General features: G+C 68.5%; 14 protein-coding genes. 3 read left to right on the forward strand and 11 right to left on the reverse strand.

What is annotated here, in order from left to right:
* The first annotated feature begins 18 nt into the window (after positions 1-18).
* Both DFW101_RS08855 and DFW101_RS08860 read left to right on the forward strand, forming a co-directional pair.
* Positions 19-1188 carry an ABC transporter substrate-binding protein gene (locus tag DFW101_RS08855; protein ID WP_009181168.1) on the forward strand — a complete coding sequence of 390 codons (1170 nt, stop codon included), beginning with the start codon at positions 19-21 and terminating at the stop codon, positions 1186-1188.
* A 257-nt stretch (positions 1189-1445) separates the two neighbouring features.
* Entirely contained in the window at positions 1446-2447 is a 1002-nt protein-coding gene (locus DFW101_RS08860; protein WP_009181169.1) for an RluA family pseudouridine synthase, read from the forward strand.
* 162 nt (positions 2448-2609) lie between these two features.
* On the opposite strand, the gene DFW101_RS08865 is transcribed toward DFW101_RS08860, so the two are convergent.
* The gene (locus DFW101_RS08865; RefSeq protein WP_009181170.1) at positions 2610-3434 is read right to left on the reverse strand and encodes a TrmH family RNA methyltransferase; all 825 of its coding nucleotides are present in this window, start codon (positions 3432-3434) and stop codon (positions 2610-2612) included.
* Positions 3435-3613: 179 nt separating this feature from the next.
* On the opposite strand from DFW101_RS08865, the gene DFW101_RS08870 reads away from it, so the two are divergent.
* A complete protein-coding gene (locus tag DFW101_RS08870; RefSeq protein ID WP_009181171.1) occupies positions 3614-5815 on the forward strand; it encodes a LysM peptidoglycan-binding domain-containing protein in 2202 nt (733 codons plus the stop codon).
* Between the two features lie 219 nt (positions 5816-6034).
* Here the strand turns inward: DFW101_RS08870 and DFW101_RS08875 are convergent, their stop codons facing one another.
* The 10 genes from DFW101_RS08875 to DFW101_RS08920 form a co-directional block, all read right to left on the reverse strand.
* Positions 6035-6553 carry a DUF1499 domain-containing protein gene (locus DFW101_RS08875; protein ID WP_009181172.1) on the reverse strand — a complete coding sequence of 173 codons (519 nt, stop codon included), beginning with the start codon at positions 6551-6553 and terminating at the stop codon, positions 6035-6037.
* A 12-nt stretch (positions 6554-6565) separates the two neighbouring features.
* Complete coding sequence (locus DFW101_RS08880; protein WP_009181173.1) at positions 6566-7762, reverse strand: GGDEF domain-containing protein; 1197 nt, start codon at positions 7760-7762, stop codon at positions 6566-6568.
* Positions 7763-7848: 86 nt separating this feature from the next.
* Positions 7849-8661 (reverse strand): shikimate dehydrogenase family protein, encoded by an 813-nt coding sequence (locus DFW101_RS08885; protein WP_009181174.1) that lies wholly within the window; start codon positions 8659-8661, stop codon positions 7849-7851.
* A gap of 252 nt (positions 8662-8913) precedes the next feature.
* Positions 8914-9459, reverse strand: coding sequence for a 2-oxoacid:acceptor oxidoreductase family protein (locus tag DFW101_RS08890; RefSeq protein WP_009181175.1), 546 nt, complete (start codon positions 9457-9459; stop codon positions 8914-8916).
* Positions 9460-9463: 4 nt separating this feature from the next.
* Positions 9464-10234 (reverse strand): thiamine pyrophosphate-dependent enzyme, encoded by a 771-nt coding sequence (locus DFW101_RS08895; RefSeq protein ID WP_009181176.1) that lies wholly within the window; start codon positions 10232-10234, stop codon positions 9464-9466.
* Between the two features lie 2 nt (positions 10235-10236).
* A complete protein-coding gene (locus DFW101_RS08900) occupies positions 10237-11298 on the reverse strand; it encodes a 3-methyl-2-oxobutanoate dehydrogenase subunit VorB (RefSeq protein WP_009181177.1) in 1062 nt (353 codons plus the stop codon).
* The gene (locus DFW101_RS08905) at positions 11298-11537 is read right to left on the reverse strand and encodes a 4Fe-4S dicluster domain-containing protein (RefSeq protein ID WP_009181178.1); all 240 of its coding nucleotides are present in this window, start codon (positions 11535-11537) and stop codon (positions 11298-11300) included. Before DFW101_RS08905 ends, DFW101_RS08900 begins: the two co-directional genes overlap by 1 nt.
* 110 nt (positions 11538-11647) lie before the next feature.
* Complete coding sequence (gene queA, locus DFW101_RS08910) at positions 11648-12754, reverse strand: tRNA preQ1(34) S-adenosylmethionine ribosyltransferase-isomerase QueA (protein WP_009181179.1); 1107 nt, start codon at positions 12752-12754, stop codon at positions 11648-11650.
* Positions 12755-12782: 28 nt separating this feature from the next.
* The gene (gene lipB, locus DFW101_RS08915) at positions 12783-13436 is read right to left on the reverse strand and encodes a lipoyl(octanoyl) transferase LipB (protein WP_157137630.1); all 654 of its coding nucleotides are present in this window, start codon (positions 13434-13436) and stop codon (positions 12783-12785) included.
* Entirely contained in the window at positions 13429-14361 is a 933-nt protein-coding gene (locus tag DFW101_RS08920; RefSeq protein ID WP_009181181.1) for a hypothetical protein, read from the reverse strand. Before DFW101_RS08920 ends, lipB begins: the two co-directional genes overlap by 8 nt.
* Between the last annotated feature and the right edge of the window lie 114 nt (positions 14362-14475).

The raw sequence follows: 14475 nt of genomic DNA on the forward strand, positions 1-14475 counted from the left end.
CGTCCTGGAGGCTTCCCCATGGCCAAAATCCTTTTGCTGCTCGCCGCCTTCCTGTGCTGGCCGGCCGCATCCGCCCCGGCCCAGCCGGAAGGCGAACCCATCGTCATCGGCGGCCTGTTCGCCCAGTCCGGCCCGGCCGCCGTGGTCGGCACCCCGAGCAAGCTCGTGGCCGAGATGACCGTCCAGCAGATAAACGACATGGGCGGCATCCTCGGCCGACCCGTCACCCTCATAAGCTACGACACCGAATCCTCGCCCGATGTGGCCCTGCGGCAAGCCCGCCAGCTCGTCGAGGGCGACAAGGTCCTGGCCATCATCGGCCCGACGTCCACGGGAGAGGGCCTGGCCGTCAAGAAATACACCGAAGAGAGCCACGTGCCGGTCATCATGACCGTGGGCGGCGACGCCGTCATCTCCGGCGGCAAGTTCGGGCCCTACGACTGGACCTTCAAGGCCCCCCAGCGCACGGCCACGGCCGTGGCCAAGATCTACGACTACCTCAAGGGCAAAAACATCGCCAAGATCGCGGTCATGAGCTCCAAGGACGCCTTCGGCCAGGACGGACTGAACGATCTCAAGGAAAACGCGTCGAAGTTCGGCATCGAAATCATCGCCGAGGAGACCTTCGATCCCAAGGGCACGGACTTCTCGGCCCAGGCCTTCAAGCTGCAGGCCGCCAAGCCGCAGGCCGTGGTCGTCTGGACCATCGGACCGGCCGGGGCCATCGCGGCCAAAAACTTCGCCGCCCTGCCCGGCGACCGGCCGCTTCTCATCCAGTGCCACGGCCAGCCCGGCCCGAGCTACCTGGAACTGGCCGGCGAGGCGGCCGGCGGCACGGTCATGCCCGGCACCAAGCTCATGGCCCCGGAATCCCTGCCCGACGAGGACCCGCAAAAGCTCGTCATCGAGACCTTCATCAAGGCCTACAAGGACAACGGCATCCAGGAGAAGTTTCCCCTCAACACCCACTCGGGCTACGCCTACGACGCCCTGACCCTCCTGCGGGCCGGTCTGGAGAAGGCCGGCAAGGCCGATCCCGAAGCCCTGCGCGCCGCCCTGGAGAAACTGCAAAACGTGGTCGGCGTCTCCGGTGTCTACAATCTCTCCTCCCAGGACCACAACGGCCTGCACGCCGATTCGCTCATCATGCTCATCGTCGACTCCGGCCGCTTCAAACTCGCGCCGTAGCGGGAGAAAAGAGAAGATGCGAGAGGGACCCCTTTTTGAAAAAAGGGGTCCCTCTCGCGCTCTCCTCCCCAAAAACTTTCAAAGGGGGCGCGATTGGCCGATAAGTGCTGTTCCCGCAGGCCTCGCCGGCCACTCGGCCGTCCGTTCCCCCGTCGAGGGGGTCCGGGGGGCCCTCTTCCGGTGACGCCCCCCGGCGGGGTGCAGGGGTGGCGCCCCTGCTTGCACGCCCGTCCACCCATGCCTTCCTCCCCTCTCCCATGAAGACGCCCGTCCAGACCTTCACCGTCAGCCCGGCCGAGGCCGGGCAGAAGCTGCTCCAGTACCTGGCCCGGCGCCTGGGCAGCGGCGTGCCCCAGGCGGCCCTCCAAAAGTTCATCCGCACCGGCCAGGTCCGGCTCGACGGCAAGCGGTGCAAGCCCTTTGACCGCATCAGCGAGGGCCAGCTCGTGCGTGTGCCGCCCTACGAAACCGACGCGCCCGGCGCGCCGCCCCCGCCGAAGGCCGAAACCGGGACCAGGGGGCAGGCGCTGCACCTCTTGCGACGGGGCGGGGAACCGGCCCGGCCGGGGGACGGCGGGCGCCGGGACATCGTTTTGGACATCCTCCACGAGGACGACGAGCTGCTCGTGGTGGTGAAGCCTGCCGGTCTGCCGGTCCATCCGGGCTCCGGCCACCCCTTCGCCCTGACCACGCTGCTGCACGAACGCCATGCCGACGCGCCCTTCGCCCCGACCCCGGCCCACCGCCTGGACCGGGACACCACGGGCCTTCTCCTGGTGGCCAAGACCTACCGGAAGCTTCGGGCCCTCCACGAGGCCATGGTGACGGGCGCGGCCCGCAAGGATTATTTCGCCTGGGTCCGGGGCCGGTGGCTTCTGGGCGAGGAAGGCGAGTGGCTGACCCTTCGCGACCGGCTGGCCAAGGAAGGGGGTCCGGGACGCCAGCGGGTGGAGGCGTCGGAGGCGGGCAAGGAGGCGGTGTCCAAGGTGCGGCTGCTGGCCGCCACGCCCCAGGCGAGCCTCCTTGAAGTACGCCTGGAAACGGGCCGCACCCAGCAGATCCGGGCCCAACTCGCCTCGCGCGGCTATCCCATCGTCGGGGACGCCAAGTACGGCGGCGGGGTCCCGCCGCTTTTGCTCCACGCCTGGCGGGTGACACTGCCCGGCGAGGCCTACTGCGTGCCGCCGGACTGGCCCGCGCCCTGGGCCGTCAGCCGACCGAGGCGGGACACCGTCGACGGCTGCCGGGAAAAACCCTAGCGTGGCGTTCTCGAAATTCGTTCATCCGAATTTTAAGAATAAAATATTTAAATAATTATTTTTTTCTAAAAAATACGAGCATATTTTTTAGCGAACGCTACACGAGCCGTCAGGCCCTCCCACCCCTCCCGGGTTTCCAATGGGCCACGCCCTTTGGCCGCCTCAAGACGTCTCTTGCCCCCGCAGGCCGGCCAGACGGCCGAGGAGGATGGCCCCGGCCTGGGCCACGTTCAGGGAATCGAGGGGCCGGGCCTGGGGAATGCGGTAGAGGGTCTGGCACCGCTTGCGCACCCCCAGGCGAATGCCCTCGTCCTCGTTGCCAAGGACCAGGACCAGGGGAAATTCCGGCCTGGCGGCCAGCGCGTTTTCCGCCCCGTCCTCGCCGGCCGCGCCGACGACGGCGAACCCGGCCTCGGCCGCCTCTTCCAGGGCCCGGGACAGGTTGGCCACCTTGGCCACGGGCAGGCGCGACAGCGTGCCGGCCGAGGCCTTGGCCGCGCCCGGCCCAAGCCGCGCCCCCTCGTGGCGGGGCAGGATGATGCCGCCGCCGCCCAGGGCGTAGAGCGTGCGGGCCAGCGCCCCGACGTTGCCCGGGTCCTGCACCCGGTCCAGGGCCAGGGCCACCGGCAGCGGGGCGTTTCGGGTCGCTTCGAGCACGTCGTCAAGGCTCGCCAGTTCGCCGGCGATCAGCCGGGCCAGCACGCCCTGGTGGTTGCCGGGATAGAGCCGGTCGAGGTCGCCTGTCGGCACGAACCGGAAGCGCACCCCGGCCTCGCGGCAGGAGGCCACGATGGCGTCGATGTCCGGGCCGCGAAGGCCCTGGCGCAGGAGCACGTCGTCCACGCTCTTGGGCCGTTCGGCCAACAATTCGCGCACGGGCTTGCGGCCCGGGAGCATGTCCTCGGGCAGGGTCGGCACAGGCGACTGGGACGGGGACGACAAGGCCGGCGACGGGGCCGGGCGGCGGGGACGGTCTTGGTGGGACATGCCCCTTGGTGGCGCAAACCGGCCGGGACCACAAGTCTTTTTTCTCCTTGCCTTTTCCCCCAACCTGGACTAATAATTTATTAATTATTCAAGAAAATACGACATTTCGATTTCCTTCGCCAACTCCCGGCGCGGCCGACTTCCGGTCCCCGGTCCTTTTCCCCTTCTGGAGACGCTCGATGGCTCGCAACTTCCTGCTGGCAATCCTCCCGGTCCTGCTCCTCCTTTCCGGCTGCGCCGGAAACAAATACGACAAAAATAACGACATGAAGGCCAACCTGGAGCCCGAGGTCTGGGACACCAGCCAGATCTTGAAGGACCTGAAGCGCGGCCGCCCCCTGACCGAACAGGAGAAAAAGGCGCTGGCCTCGCGCGGGGCCATCCAGTTCGACCTCGACGTCAAGGACAACGAGGAAGTCCAGATGTTCCTCCAGTACTTCTCCATGGACAAGCGCGGCTCCATGGACAAGTGGCTGCAGCGGGCCGAGCCCCACCTGCCCTATGTCCGGGCGGTGCTGGCCAGCTACAACCTGCCGCCGGACCTGATCGTCCTGCCCTTTATCGAATCCGGGTACAGCACCATGGCCTATTCGCCGGTCGGGGCCGGCGGCATGTGGCAGTTCATGCCCTACACCGGCCGCCGGTTCGGGCTGACCGTGGACTGGTGGGTGGACGAGCGCCGCGACCCCTACAAGTCCACCGTGGCCGCGGCCAAGTACCTGACCAAGCTCTACCAGATGTTCGGCGACTGGAACCTGGCGCTCGCCGCCTACAACGCCGGCGAAGGCAAGATCTCGCGGGTCATGGCCGCAAGCGGCCAGTGCGACTTCTTCGACATCGCCAAGGACCCCAAGCTGCTGAAGGAAGAGACCCGCCACTACGTGCCGAAGTTCCTGGCCGTGCTCAAGATCTTCCAGAACCTCGACACCCTGGGCTTTCACAAGATCAACTGGCAGGCCGGGCCGAACCTCAAGGAGGTCGGGGCCCCCGGCGGCACGGATCTGGCCGCCCTGGCCCAGGCCTGCGGCCTCTCCTGGGAACAGTTCCGCGAATACAACCCCGGCTTCCGCCGCCGGGTCAGCCCGCCGGACACCACCGTCAACGTCTACGTGCCCGTGGCCAAGGAGCAGACCGCCCTGGCCTACCTCAATAATCCCGGCAACTACCCGTCGAGCGGCGTCCAGACCGTGACGGCCGAGGCCGGCGACTCCTGGTGGAACATCGCCCGCCGGGCCGGCATGCCCGTGGCCGAGCTGCGGCAGTTAAACGCCTCCCTGCCCGAATCCCTGCCGCCCGGCCAGACCGTGCGCGTGGCCCTGAGCGCCTTTAGCGTGGACAACACGGCCCTGGCCGAAGGCCCGGACGCCTGCGCGCCCAAGCCGCTGGCGGCCTCGGCCAAGCCCCAGCGCCACCGGGTGAACAAGGGCGAATCCATCGGCTCCATCGCCAAGAAGTACGGCGTGGCGCCCAAGGAACTGTTGGCCGCCAACAAGATGAAACGCGAGGGCCGGCTGACGCTCGGCTCCTGGCTGGTCATTCCCGGCGGCGCCTCCGGCTCCGCCGGCACGGCCGTGGCCGCCGCGCCCGCGCCCCAGCCCCTGGCCGGCGGCAAGGCCTCGTCCGGCCCGGCCGTGGCCGAGGCTTCCCACACCGTCCGGCGCGGCGAGACCGTAAGCGGCATCGCGGCCAAGTACGGCGTCGGCACCGAAGAGCTCCTGGCCGCCAACAAGATGCGCTCGGGCAAGGACCTGCTCGCCGGCCAGCGGCTGGCCATCCCCGGGACCACCCCGGCCAAGGCCGGCCCGGCCGCCCCGGCCAAGGGCGGGCCCGAACCGCGCCTCACGCCCGAACCCAGACTGTTCGCGGCCGCCACCCCGGCCGGCGGCTCCTACACCGTCAAGGCGGGCGACACCCTGGCTTCGGTCGGCAAGCATCTGGGCGTCGATCCCAAGGAGCTGGCGGCGGCCAACAAGGACGCCGGCGGCAAGCTCCGTCCCGGCGCGACCCTGACCGTGCCCGGTAAGGGGCAGGCCAAGGGCCCGGCCCCAAGCGAGCCGGCCACATCCGCCAAGTCTTCCAAGGCCGTGGCCCAAAACGAACCCGCCCCGTCGGCCAGGACGCCCAAGCCCCTGGCCCAGGCCCAGGTCCCGACGCCGCTCCCGTCCGCATCGGACAAGGCCGGACAAGGCGCGGCCAAGTCCCCGCCCCAGGCGGCGGCCAAGCCCGCGGCCAAGGCCGTCAGCTACAAGGTGGAACCCGGGGAAACGGTCTGGGGCATTGCCAAGAAATTCAACGTGGAGCCGTCCTCGCTCATGGCCTGGAACAACATTAAGGGCGGCGCCCTCCAGGCCGGCAGCCAGCTCACCATCCGCAAGGATTAACCGGGGCTCTGCCCCGGACCCCGCCAGGGCGCTGCCCTGAACCCGCCGGGGGGAATGATTCCCCCCCCGTCCCCCCCATCCGGCCCGAGCGGACCCACGCCGCAGTAGCACAGCGCTTTTAGTGCCCCTTTCAGGGGGTCCGGGGGGGATGATCCCCCCGGCGGAGAGGTCCAGGAGAGGCAGAGCCTCTCCTGGCCGCCGGAGGCTCTGCCTCTCCCCTCACCCCTTCTTGCCGTTCCCCGCCAGCCCGGTTGCCCGGAAGATCGCCTCCAGCCGGCGGCGGTTGACGCCGAAATCGCTGTACCCGACGCGCGAGGCCGAGCGGGCGTGGAGCAGGCCCTGGTTCGGATCGTAGAGGAACTCGAGGTCGTCCACGAAACCGAACCGGGCCGAGGACTGGGTGGCGTGGATATAGCGCTCGGTGGCGGCCACGACCGTGAACTTCCCCTGGCGCAGATGGTCGAGGAGAGCCGGAACCGGGTTGGACGGGCTTGGCCGGGGAGCGATGTAATGGAGTGGGTCCCGGGGGGGAGCGGTGGATGCCACCCAGTTGGGCTTGGCGCCGTCGGCCCGGAGCGGCCCGCCCGTGGGCGAGACCGCAGGCGGCATCCGGCGGCTGGCCCGGCCCATCCAGGCGAAACGGATCGCGCCGACGACGATGGCCGCCACGAGCAGCGTGCCGACCACCTGGCCCACGGCCTCGAAAAACGACAACACGGTCCGAATGGTCTCCATCATGGCGGGCACCTCTCATGGCCCCGTGGCGGCCACGGCGACGGGTTGCGGCTCGACCCGGTTGCGGCCGGCCCTTTTGGCGGCATACAGGCATTCGTCGGCCAAAGCCAGCAAGGCGTCCACGTCCTTGTCCCCCTCGGCCACGCCGAAGCTGGCGGTGACGGCCAGGCCGTCGGGCCTGAGCGCCTCGAGGCTCCGGCGCAGCCGCTCGGCCATGGCGACCGCCGCCGGGCCGGACACGCCGGGCAGGAGGACGCCGAACTCCTCGCCCCCAAGCCGCCCCACCCGGCCCGGGGCCGGCAAGGCGCCGGCCAGACACCGGCCCACGCCCATAAGGACCCGGTCCCCGGTCTGATGGCCGTGGGTGTCGTTGACGGTCTTGAAATTGTCGAGATCGAGCATGACGAGGCTGACGCCAAACCCCTGCTCCCTGGCCCGGTCCAGGGCCTCCCCGGCCAGGCGCAGGAAGTGGCGCCGGTTGGGCAGGCCGGTCAGGCCATCGGTTTCGGCCAGGTGGCGCAGCTCGTCCCGGGCCTCGCCAAGCTCCGCCTCCACCCGGCTCGATGTCATGGCCAGGATGGAAAAGACGAAAAACGGCGAACAGAGCATGGCGACCAGGAGCAACAGCTTGGCCACATGGTCCGGAGAGGCCGTGGGACAGTCCACGGCCTGCAGGGAAAGAACGGTCCGCACGGCGAACAGTGCGGCCACCACGAAAAAAAAGCCCGAAAAAAGGCCCTGGGTGGCGTAGGTGCGCCAGTTCCTGGTCAGGTACGGTTCCAGGGAGATGCGGCCGAAGACAATGGCGCAGAAGGCCGAATAGATGGCCGCGCGCCGGCAGGTGTTGTAATCGATGAAGAGGTAGTGGGTGATCGCGACCATGGCCAGGCCGTACAGCACGACATTGAGTCCCGAGCGCAACCGGATGTCCCCGATCTGGCCGTAGCGGGCCAGGCCGTGGAACACCAGCACGGCCTCCACGAGCATGAGGGCGTTGCCCGCGAAAAGAGAGGGCGTCTCGCCAAGGACGCGGTAGAAGTTGAGGAAGATGCCGACAAACCACAGGACCTGCCCAAGGGTCATGGCCCCGAAACCGGGATAGGTCCGGCGGCAGGCATAGGCGTAGACGAGCACCAGGGACAGGGCCGCATAGAGGACCACCACCATGAGGACCATGGTCGGGGCATGGAGCAGCGACAGGAAATCGGGCATCGGCTTCTTCCAGACATTGCGAGGATATGACGCGAGAGCTATCGCATCATCCCGTCCGGCGCACAAGCCCGGAACGGCGCGATGCCTCAGCCGCCGTAGAGGGCCTGGCGCAAAAGCGGCCGCAGTTCGTCGTCCGGCAGCACCCGGCCGGTCCACAGGCAAAACTGCTCCACGGCCTGGTACAAAAACATCTCGAGTCCCGGCACCACGCCGGCCCCGGCCCGGGCGGCTTCGGCCAGAAACCGCGTTTCGTAGGGATTGTAGACCAGGTCGTAGGCCAGTCGCCCGGGCTCCCAGGCCGCGGCCGGGTAGGGGGAGACGCCCTCCTGCCGGCCGGACATGCCGATGGGCGTGGCGTTGACCACCAGCGCGGCCGGAAAATCCGCCCGGTCTTCCCAGGCCACCGGTTCCAGGCCGAACTCCAGGGCCAGGGCCCGGGCCTTGTCCAGGGACCGCCCCGTGACGCCGATCCGGGGCACCTGCAGGCGCCGCAGTCCGGCGGCCACGGCCCGGGCCGCGCCGCCGCAGCCGAGGAGCAGCGCCGCCCCGGGCGCGATGCCCCGGACCACCAGCGGCCGGCAGAACCCCTCCACGTCGGTATTGTCGGCGTGGAGGGCCCCGCCGCGCCAGAAAAGGGTGTTGACGGCCCCGACCTCCCGGCCAAGATCCGTGACCACGTCCACGAAATCCATGACCGCCGTCTTGTGCGGGATGGTGACGCTCAGGCCCTGGATCGGGGTTTCCCGCACCCGGGCCATGAAGGCCGGCAGTTCCTCGGGCAGGGTGGCCCAGGCCTCGTAGCGGGCCTCGATGCCGAAACGCGCAAACCCCCAGTTGTGGACCAGGGGACTCAACGTATGGCCCAGCGGGTGGCCAATGATGCCGTAGAGCCGCGTCATGTCGCGTCCTTGTGGAGAGCCGGGGGAGGGAACCCTTTTTTGCAAAAAAGGGTTCCCTCCCCCGGACCCCCTCCTTCCCAAATTTTTCAAAGGGGTGGCGGCACAACGTCGAAGAATTTTTTCGAAAGCTTGGCTGCCGCCCGCCTCAGGCCAGCGCGGTGTGGCGACCACGCTCCCACGTTCGGGTGGGTCCGGGAGGGGGTGACCCCCTCCCGGCCGCCGGAGGCATCTTTCCGTTTCTTCTCTCCCCTCCTATCCCGCGTAGGACGCGCCGGCGCGCAGGGCTTCGGCGTTTTTGGGGATGAGGTGGCTGTAGTGCTTGGCAATGACGTGGGACAGGCTCGCTTCCACCGCTTCAAGCGGCAGGATGCCGGTGGCGTTCACGTAGGCGCCAAGGGCCACCATGTTGGCCATGCGGGTGTTGCCGAGCGTATCCGCGATCTCGTTGGCCGGCACGGCCACGACCCTGACCCGGCCGGCGTCGGCCAGCTTGGTGTCGATAAGCGAGGAATTGAGCACGAGCACGCCGTCGTCCACGAGCTGGGGCTGGAACTTGTCGAGGGACGGCCTGTTCATGATGATAAGGCTTTTGGGGGAGCGGATGATGGGCGAGCCGATGGCGTCGTCGGAGACGACGACCGTGCAGTTGGCCGTGCCGCCGCGCATCTCCGGGCCGTAGACCGGGATGTAGGTGACGTTCAGGCCGTGTTCCATGCCGGCGTAGGCCAGTAGGTTGCCGATCAGCATCACGCCCTGGCCGCCGAAACCGGCCATGATCACGTCTTGATAGAGGCTCACGGGGCTAGTCCTCCTTGGCCGCGTCCTTGAAGACGCCGAGCGGAAAGCCGGGGATCATTTCCTCGGCGATGCGGTCGTTGGCCTTCACGGGCGAAACCTTCCAGTTGGTGGGACAGGTGGCCAGGAGTTCCACAAAGCCAAAACCCTCGCCCTTGACCTGGGTCTCGAAGGCCCGGCGCACGGCCCGCTTGGCCTGGGCCAGATTCTTGATGGAATTGACGGCCGCCCGGGCGCTGTAGGCCACGCCGTCGAGTGAGGCGATGATTTCCGCCATGCGCATGGGGCCGCCCTCGCGCTCGGCGCAGCGGCCGCCGGGGCAGGTGGTGGTCTTCTGGCCGATCATGGTGGTCGGGGCCATCTGGCCGCCGGTCATGCCGTAGACGGTGTTGTTGACGAAAACGACCGAGATCCGCTCGCCCCGGTTGGCGGCGTGCATGATTTCGGCCAGGCCGATGGAGGCCAGGTCGCCGTCGCCCTGGTAGGCCAGGACGAAGGCGTCGGAGCGGGCGCGCTTGACGCCGGTGGCCACGGCCGGGGCCCGGCCGTGGGGCGCTTCGACGGTGTCGACCAGGATGTAGTTGTAGAGGAAGACCGAGCAGCCGATGGCGCTGACGGCGATGGTCCTCTCCACCACGCCGAACTCTTCCAGGCACTCGGCCACGATCCGGTGGATGACGCCGTGCTGGCAGCCCGGACAGTAGTGGGTGGGCACGTCGGCCAGGACGGCCGGCCGGTCGAAGACGAGTTCCTCGTTTATTTCAGGCACGCTTGACATCTTCAAGCCCCCTTTGCGGCCGCGCGGATGGGACCGGTGAAATCCTCGGGCGTCGGCATGTTGCCGGGGAAAAAGCCGAAGAATTCGGAATCGGTGATGCCGCGCACGGCCAGACGCACGTCCTCGACCATCTGGCCGAGGTTGTGCTCGATGGTGAGAAAGCGCTTGCCCTGCCCGGCCAGGGCGCGAAGGGCCGCCTCGGGGAAGGGATAGAGCGTCACGGGCCGGAAAAGGCCCACGCGAAGGCCCTCGGCCCGAAGGGTCCGGACGGCCGACTTGGCGATACGGCCAATGGAGCCGTAGGCCACCACCACCAGCTCGGCGTCCTCGGTCTCGAAGGCCTCGTAGCGGACCTCGGCCCGCATGGCCTCGTACTTGTCCTTTAAAAGCTGGTTCTGGCCGGCCAGGGCCCCGTCTTCGAGAAAGAGGGACTTCAAAAGCCTCGGGGCGCGCTCGCCGCGTCCGGTCAGCTTCCAGGCGGCCCCTTCGGCCGGGTCCACGGGGCGGGCCTCGCGGGGGACGACCGGCTCCTTCATCTGGCCGACGATGGCGTCGCCGAGGAGCAGGACGGGGTTTCTGTATTTGAAGGCCAGGTCAAAGGCCTCGAAAGTCAGGTCGTAGCACTCCTGGCAGGTGGCCGGAGCCAGGACCAGGGTCCGGTAGTCGCCGTGGCCGCCGCCCTTGACCGACTGGAAGTAGTCGCCCTGGGAGGGCCCGATGTCGCCAAGGCCGGGGCCGCCCCGGTTCATGTTGACGAGCACGCCCGGCAGTTCCGAGCCGGCCATGTAGGAGATGGCCTCCTGCATGAGCGACACGCCCGGGCTCGACGAGGTGGTCATGGCCCGAACGCCGCAGGCGGCCGCGCCAAGGAGCATGTTGGCGGCCGCGACCTCGGATTCGGCCTGGACGAACTCGCCGCCGGCGGCCGGCATGGCCGAGGACAGCATCTCCGGAATGTCGTTCTGGGGGGTGATGGGATAGCCGAAATAGCAGCGGCAGCCGGCGGCCAGGGCTCCGTGGGCAATGGCCTCGTTGCCTTTTATGAAGATGCGCTTGCCGGACATTACACGCTCTCCTTGGCTTTGCTTTTGACGGTGCGCCAGACCTTGATGGCCACGTCCGGACACATCTTGGCGCACGAGGCGCAGCCCGTGCATTCGGCCATGGAGCCTTCGGGCACTTCGGCCACCTTGTAGCCCTTGGCGTTGAAACGCGAGGAAGCGGCGATGATGGTCTTGGGGCAGACCTGGACGCACAGGAGGCATCCTTTGCAACGCTCCTCGTCGATGAGAATCCGGGACATCCGTTCACTCCTTTGCGGCCGCGTCGGGCCAGGGGCAAAACCCCGGAACCGGAAGAGACCGCCGTCTTCCGGACCCGAAACCGCATGCGGTGGGGGTGGCGCCGTGGGCGTCAGAGCGCCAGCATGGCGTCGCCATAGGAAAAAAAACGATAGCCGGAGGCTATGGCCCTTGCGTAGGCGGCAAGAAGATTTTCGCGTCCGACCAGGGCGGCCAGCATAATCACGAGCGAGGATCCAGGCAAATGGAAATTCGTCACCATGCCGTCAACCACCTGAAAGGCGTGGCCGGGCCGGATGAAGATGTCGGTCTCGCCGGCAAAGGGCCGGACTTCCCCGGCTTCGCGGACCACGCCTTCGAGGGTCCGGGCGGCGGTGGTGCCGACGGCGACCACCGGCCGGCCGGCGGCCTTGGCGGCCAGGACGGCCGTGGCCGCCTCCTGCGGCACCTCGATCCACTCCCTGTGCATGGCGTGTTCGCGGATGTCCGCCACCCGGACCGGCGAGAAGGTGCCGATGCCGACGTGGCAGGTGACGGTGGCGAAGCCGAAGCCGCGCGCCCGGAGCCTTTCGAGCAGGTCCTCGGTGAAGTGGAGCCCGGCGGTCGGGGCGGCGGCCGAGCCGAGCTTGTCGTCGCTGGCGTAGACGGTCTGGTACGTCTCGCGATCGGCCGCGTCGTCAGCCCGGCGGATGTAGGGGGGCAGCGGCACGTGGCCGATGCGGTCCATGACCGCCGGCAGGCTCCCCTGCCAGGACAGGACCACCTCGGTGTGGCCAAAGGCCCCGCGCCGGGTCGCCGTGATGCAAAGGTCGGGTGCGAAGTCGATGCGGTCGCCGGGCCGGGGCGGCCGCGAGACACGCAGGAGCCCGGCGGCCGGGGCCGAGGTCCAGCCCGTGGCCGGGTCGGTTGTGGCCCGGAGAAGCGCAATGGGCGTCACCAGCAAAAATTCGGCCGCGCCGCCCGTGGGCTTGCGGCCAAGGAGGCGCACCGGCGCGACCTTGGTGTTGTTGGCCACAAGCAGCGCCCCCTCGGGCAAAAGATCCGGCAGGTCGGCGAAGACGGCGTCGCCGACCGCGCCCGTGGCCCGGTTGACGGTCATGAGCCGGCACGCGTCGCGCCTGGCGCACGGCCGATTCGCGATCCGGTCCTCGGGCAGGTCGAAATGGTAGGCGGCGAGCAGGTCGTCCGGGGCCGGGGCGGAGTCGAGAGGATTGGGCAAAACGTGTTCCTGAAGAGTAAGACGAGGCTTAAAGACGATCCAACCCGGCCGCGACGATGGCCCGCATCCGCTCCCGGGCTTCTCCCATGTCCACAGGGGCGCCCGTTTCGGCGGCGGCCGAGGTCATGGCCACGCCGGCCAGGCCGCAGGGCACGATGGCGTCAAAAAGGGCCAGGTCGTTGTCGAGGTTTACGGCCAGGCCGTGGGTGGCCACGCCGCGGGAGATGTGGATGCCGAGGGAGGCGATCTTGCGCACCCCCACCCACAGCCCGAGCGGATTTTGCCGGCACTCGGCCGCAACGCCATAGGTTTCGAGCAGTTGCCGGCCCAGGTCCAGCACCCAGGCCACGAAGGTCTTGACGCCAAAGCCGAGGCTCCGCAGGCCCACCACCGGGTAGACGACCAGCTGGCCGGGGTTGTGGATGGTGGCCCCGCCGCCCCGGTCGGTCGCCACCAGCGTCACGTCCGGCGGCGCGCACAGGACCCGGTTGCTGGGCTTGTTGGACCCGAGGGTGATGACCGGATCGTGTTCCAGAAGGAAGACCACGCCGGCGGACGCCCCGGCCTTGACCGCCGCGGCCGTCTCCTGCTGCAGGGCCAGGGCCACGTCGTAGGCGACGCGGCCGAGGACGCGGATCTCGGGCCTGGAGGCCGTGCCGGGCATCCCGGACGCCTCAGGCATGGGCCGTGCCGTCCACGCCGCCGTTCAAAATGCGCACCACGTCCTCGAGGACCCGCTCGGCCTCGCTTTCCGGGACCTGGCAGGTGCCGACGTTTTTGTGGCCGCCGCCGCCGTGGGCCAGCATCAGCCGGCCGATGTCCACGGGGTTGGATTTGTCGAAAATCGACTTGCCGACCGTCAGGACCACGTTCTGCCTGGCCTTGCCCCAGATGACCTGGACGCTGACGTTGGCCTCGGGAAAAAGGGCGTAGGCCGTGAACCGGTTGCCGGTAAATATCTCGTCCTGGTCGCGCAGGTCGATCACGAGGACCTGGCCGTCGATCCGGGACCGGGCTGTGAGCATGCCGGCGAACTGCTCCTCCTGCTCGAAGTAGCGCCGCACCCGCTCGGCCACGTCCGGATCGGCCAGGATGGCCTCGACCGGCTCGGTGCGGCACCGTTCCACGAGGTGCATCATGAGCTGGTAGTTGCTGATGCGGTAGTCGCGGTAGCGGCCAAGGCCGGTGCGCGGGTCCATCAGAAAGCTCAGAAGAATCCAGCCCTCGGGCCCGGCCACCTCGTCGGGCGTCAGGTTGCCGCTGTCGCACCGGTCGACGTAGTCCAGCATCTCGTCGAACCGGGCCGGAAACCGGTCGTGGCCGCCGTAGTATTCCCAGATGACCCGGGCGCAGCTCGGATAGTGCTTGGAGGCGCCCGTAAATTCGATCTCGCCCAGGCGGTCGTCCTCGCTCGAATGGTGGTCGAACCACAGGCCGCAGCCCGGGGCGTAGGGCACGTTGGCCAGGATGTCGTCCGGGCCGCAGGCCACCTTGCCGTCCTGCACGTCTTTGGGGTGGACAAACACCCACTCGTCCATGATGCCGGCTTCCTTGAGCAACACCGCGCAGATAAGGCCGTCGAAGTCCGAACGCGTCAAAAGCCGCATGCCTGCCTCCTTTTCAAGTTCACCCAATCGCCGCCTTCGCACACGGCCCGACCGGCTCCCCATGCTAGCCCAGGGCCGGGTCCGAGGCAACAACGCCCCCCCGGCCCCGGACAC

The organism is Solidesulfovibrio carbinoliphilus subsp. oakridgensis, from assembly GCF_000177215.2.
GTDB lineage: Bacteria > Desulfobacterota > Desulfovibrionia > Desulfovibrionales > Desulfovibrionaceae > Solidesulfovibrio > Solidesulfovibrio carbinoliphilus.

What these genes read in the sequence shown, in the direction of transcription:
- DFW101_RS08885 (WP_009181174.1), bottom strand. Translation starts at nt 8,661, where the DNA reads ATGACGCGGCTCTACGGCATCATTGGCCACCCGCTGGGCCATACGTTG.
- DFW101_RS08905 (WP_009181178.1), bottom strand. Translation starts at nt 11,537, where the DNA reads ATGTCCCGGATTCTCATCGACGAGGAGCGTTGCAAAGGATGCCTCCTG.
- DFW101_RS08920 (WP_009181181.1), bottom strand. Translation starts at nt 14,361, where the DNA reads ATGCGGCTTTTGACGCGTTCGGACTTCGACGGCCTTATCTGCGCGGTG.
- DFW101_RS08870 (WP_009181171.1), top strand. Translation starts at nt 3,614, where the DNA reads ATGGCTCGCAACTTCCTGCTGGCAATCCTCCCGGTCCTGCTCCTCCTT.
- DFW101_RS08900 (WP_009181177.1), bottom strand. Translation starts at nt 11,298, where the DNA reads ATGTCCGGCAAGCGCATCTTCATAAAAGGCAACGAGGCCATTGCCCAC.
- DFW101_RS08875 (WP_009181172.1), bottom strand. Translation starts at nt 6,553, where the DNA reads ATGATGGAGACCATTCGGACCGTGTTGTCGTTTTTCGAGGCCGTGGGC.
- DFW101_RS08880 (WP_009181173.1), bottom strand. Translation starts at nt 7,762, where the DNA reads ATGCCCGATTTCCTGTCGCTGCTCCATGCCCCGACCATGGTCCTCATG.
- DFW101_RS08865 (WP_009181170.1), bottom strand. Translation starts at nt 3,434, where the DNA reads ATGTCCCACCAAGACCGTCCCCGCCGCCCGGCCCCGTCGCCGGCCTTG.
- lipB (WP_157137630.1), bottom strand. Translation starts at nt 13,436, where the DNA reads ATGCCTGAGGCGTCCGGGATGCCCGGCACGGCCTCCAGGCCCGAGATC.
- DFW101_RS08855 (WP_009181168.1), top strand. Translation starts at nt 19, where the DNA reads ATGGCCAAAATCCTTTTGCTGCTCGCCGCCTTCCTGTGCTGGCCGGCC.
- DFW101_RS08895 (WP_009181176.1), bottom strand. Translation starts at nt 10,234, where the DNA reads ATGTCAAGCGTGCCTGAAATAAACGAGGAACTCGTCTTCGACCGGCCG.
- DFW101_RS08860 (WP_009181169.1), top strand. Translation starts at nt 1,446, where the DNA reads ATGAAGACGCCCGTCCAGACCTTCACCGTCAGCCCGGCCGAGGCCGGG.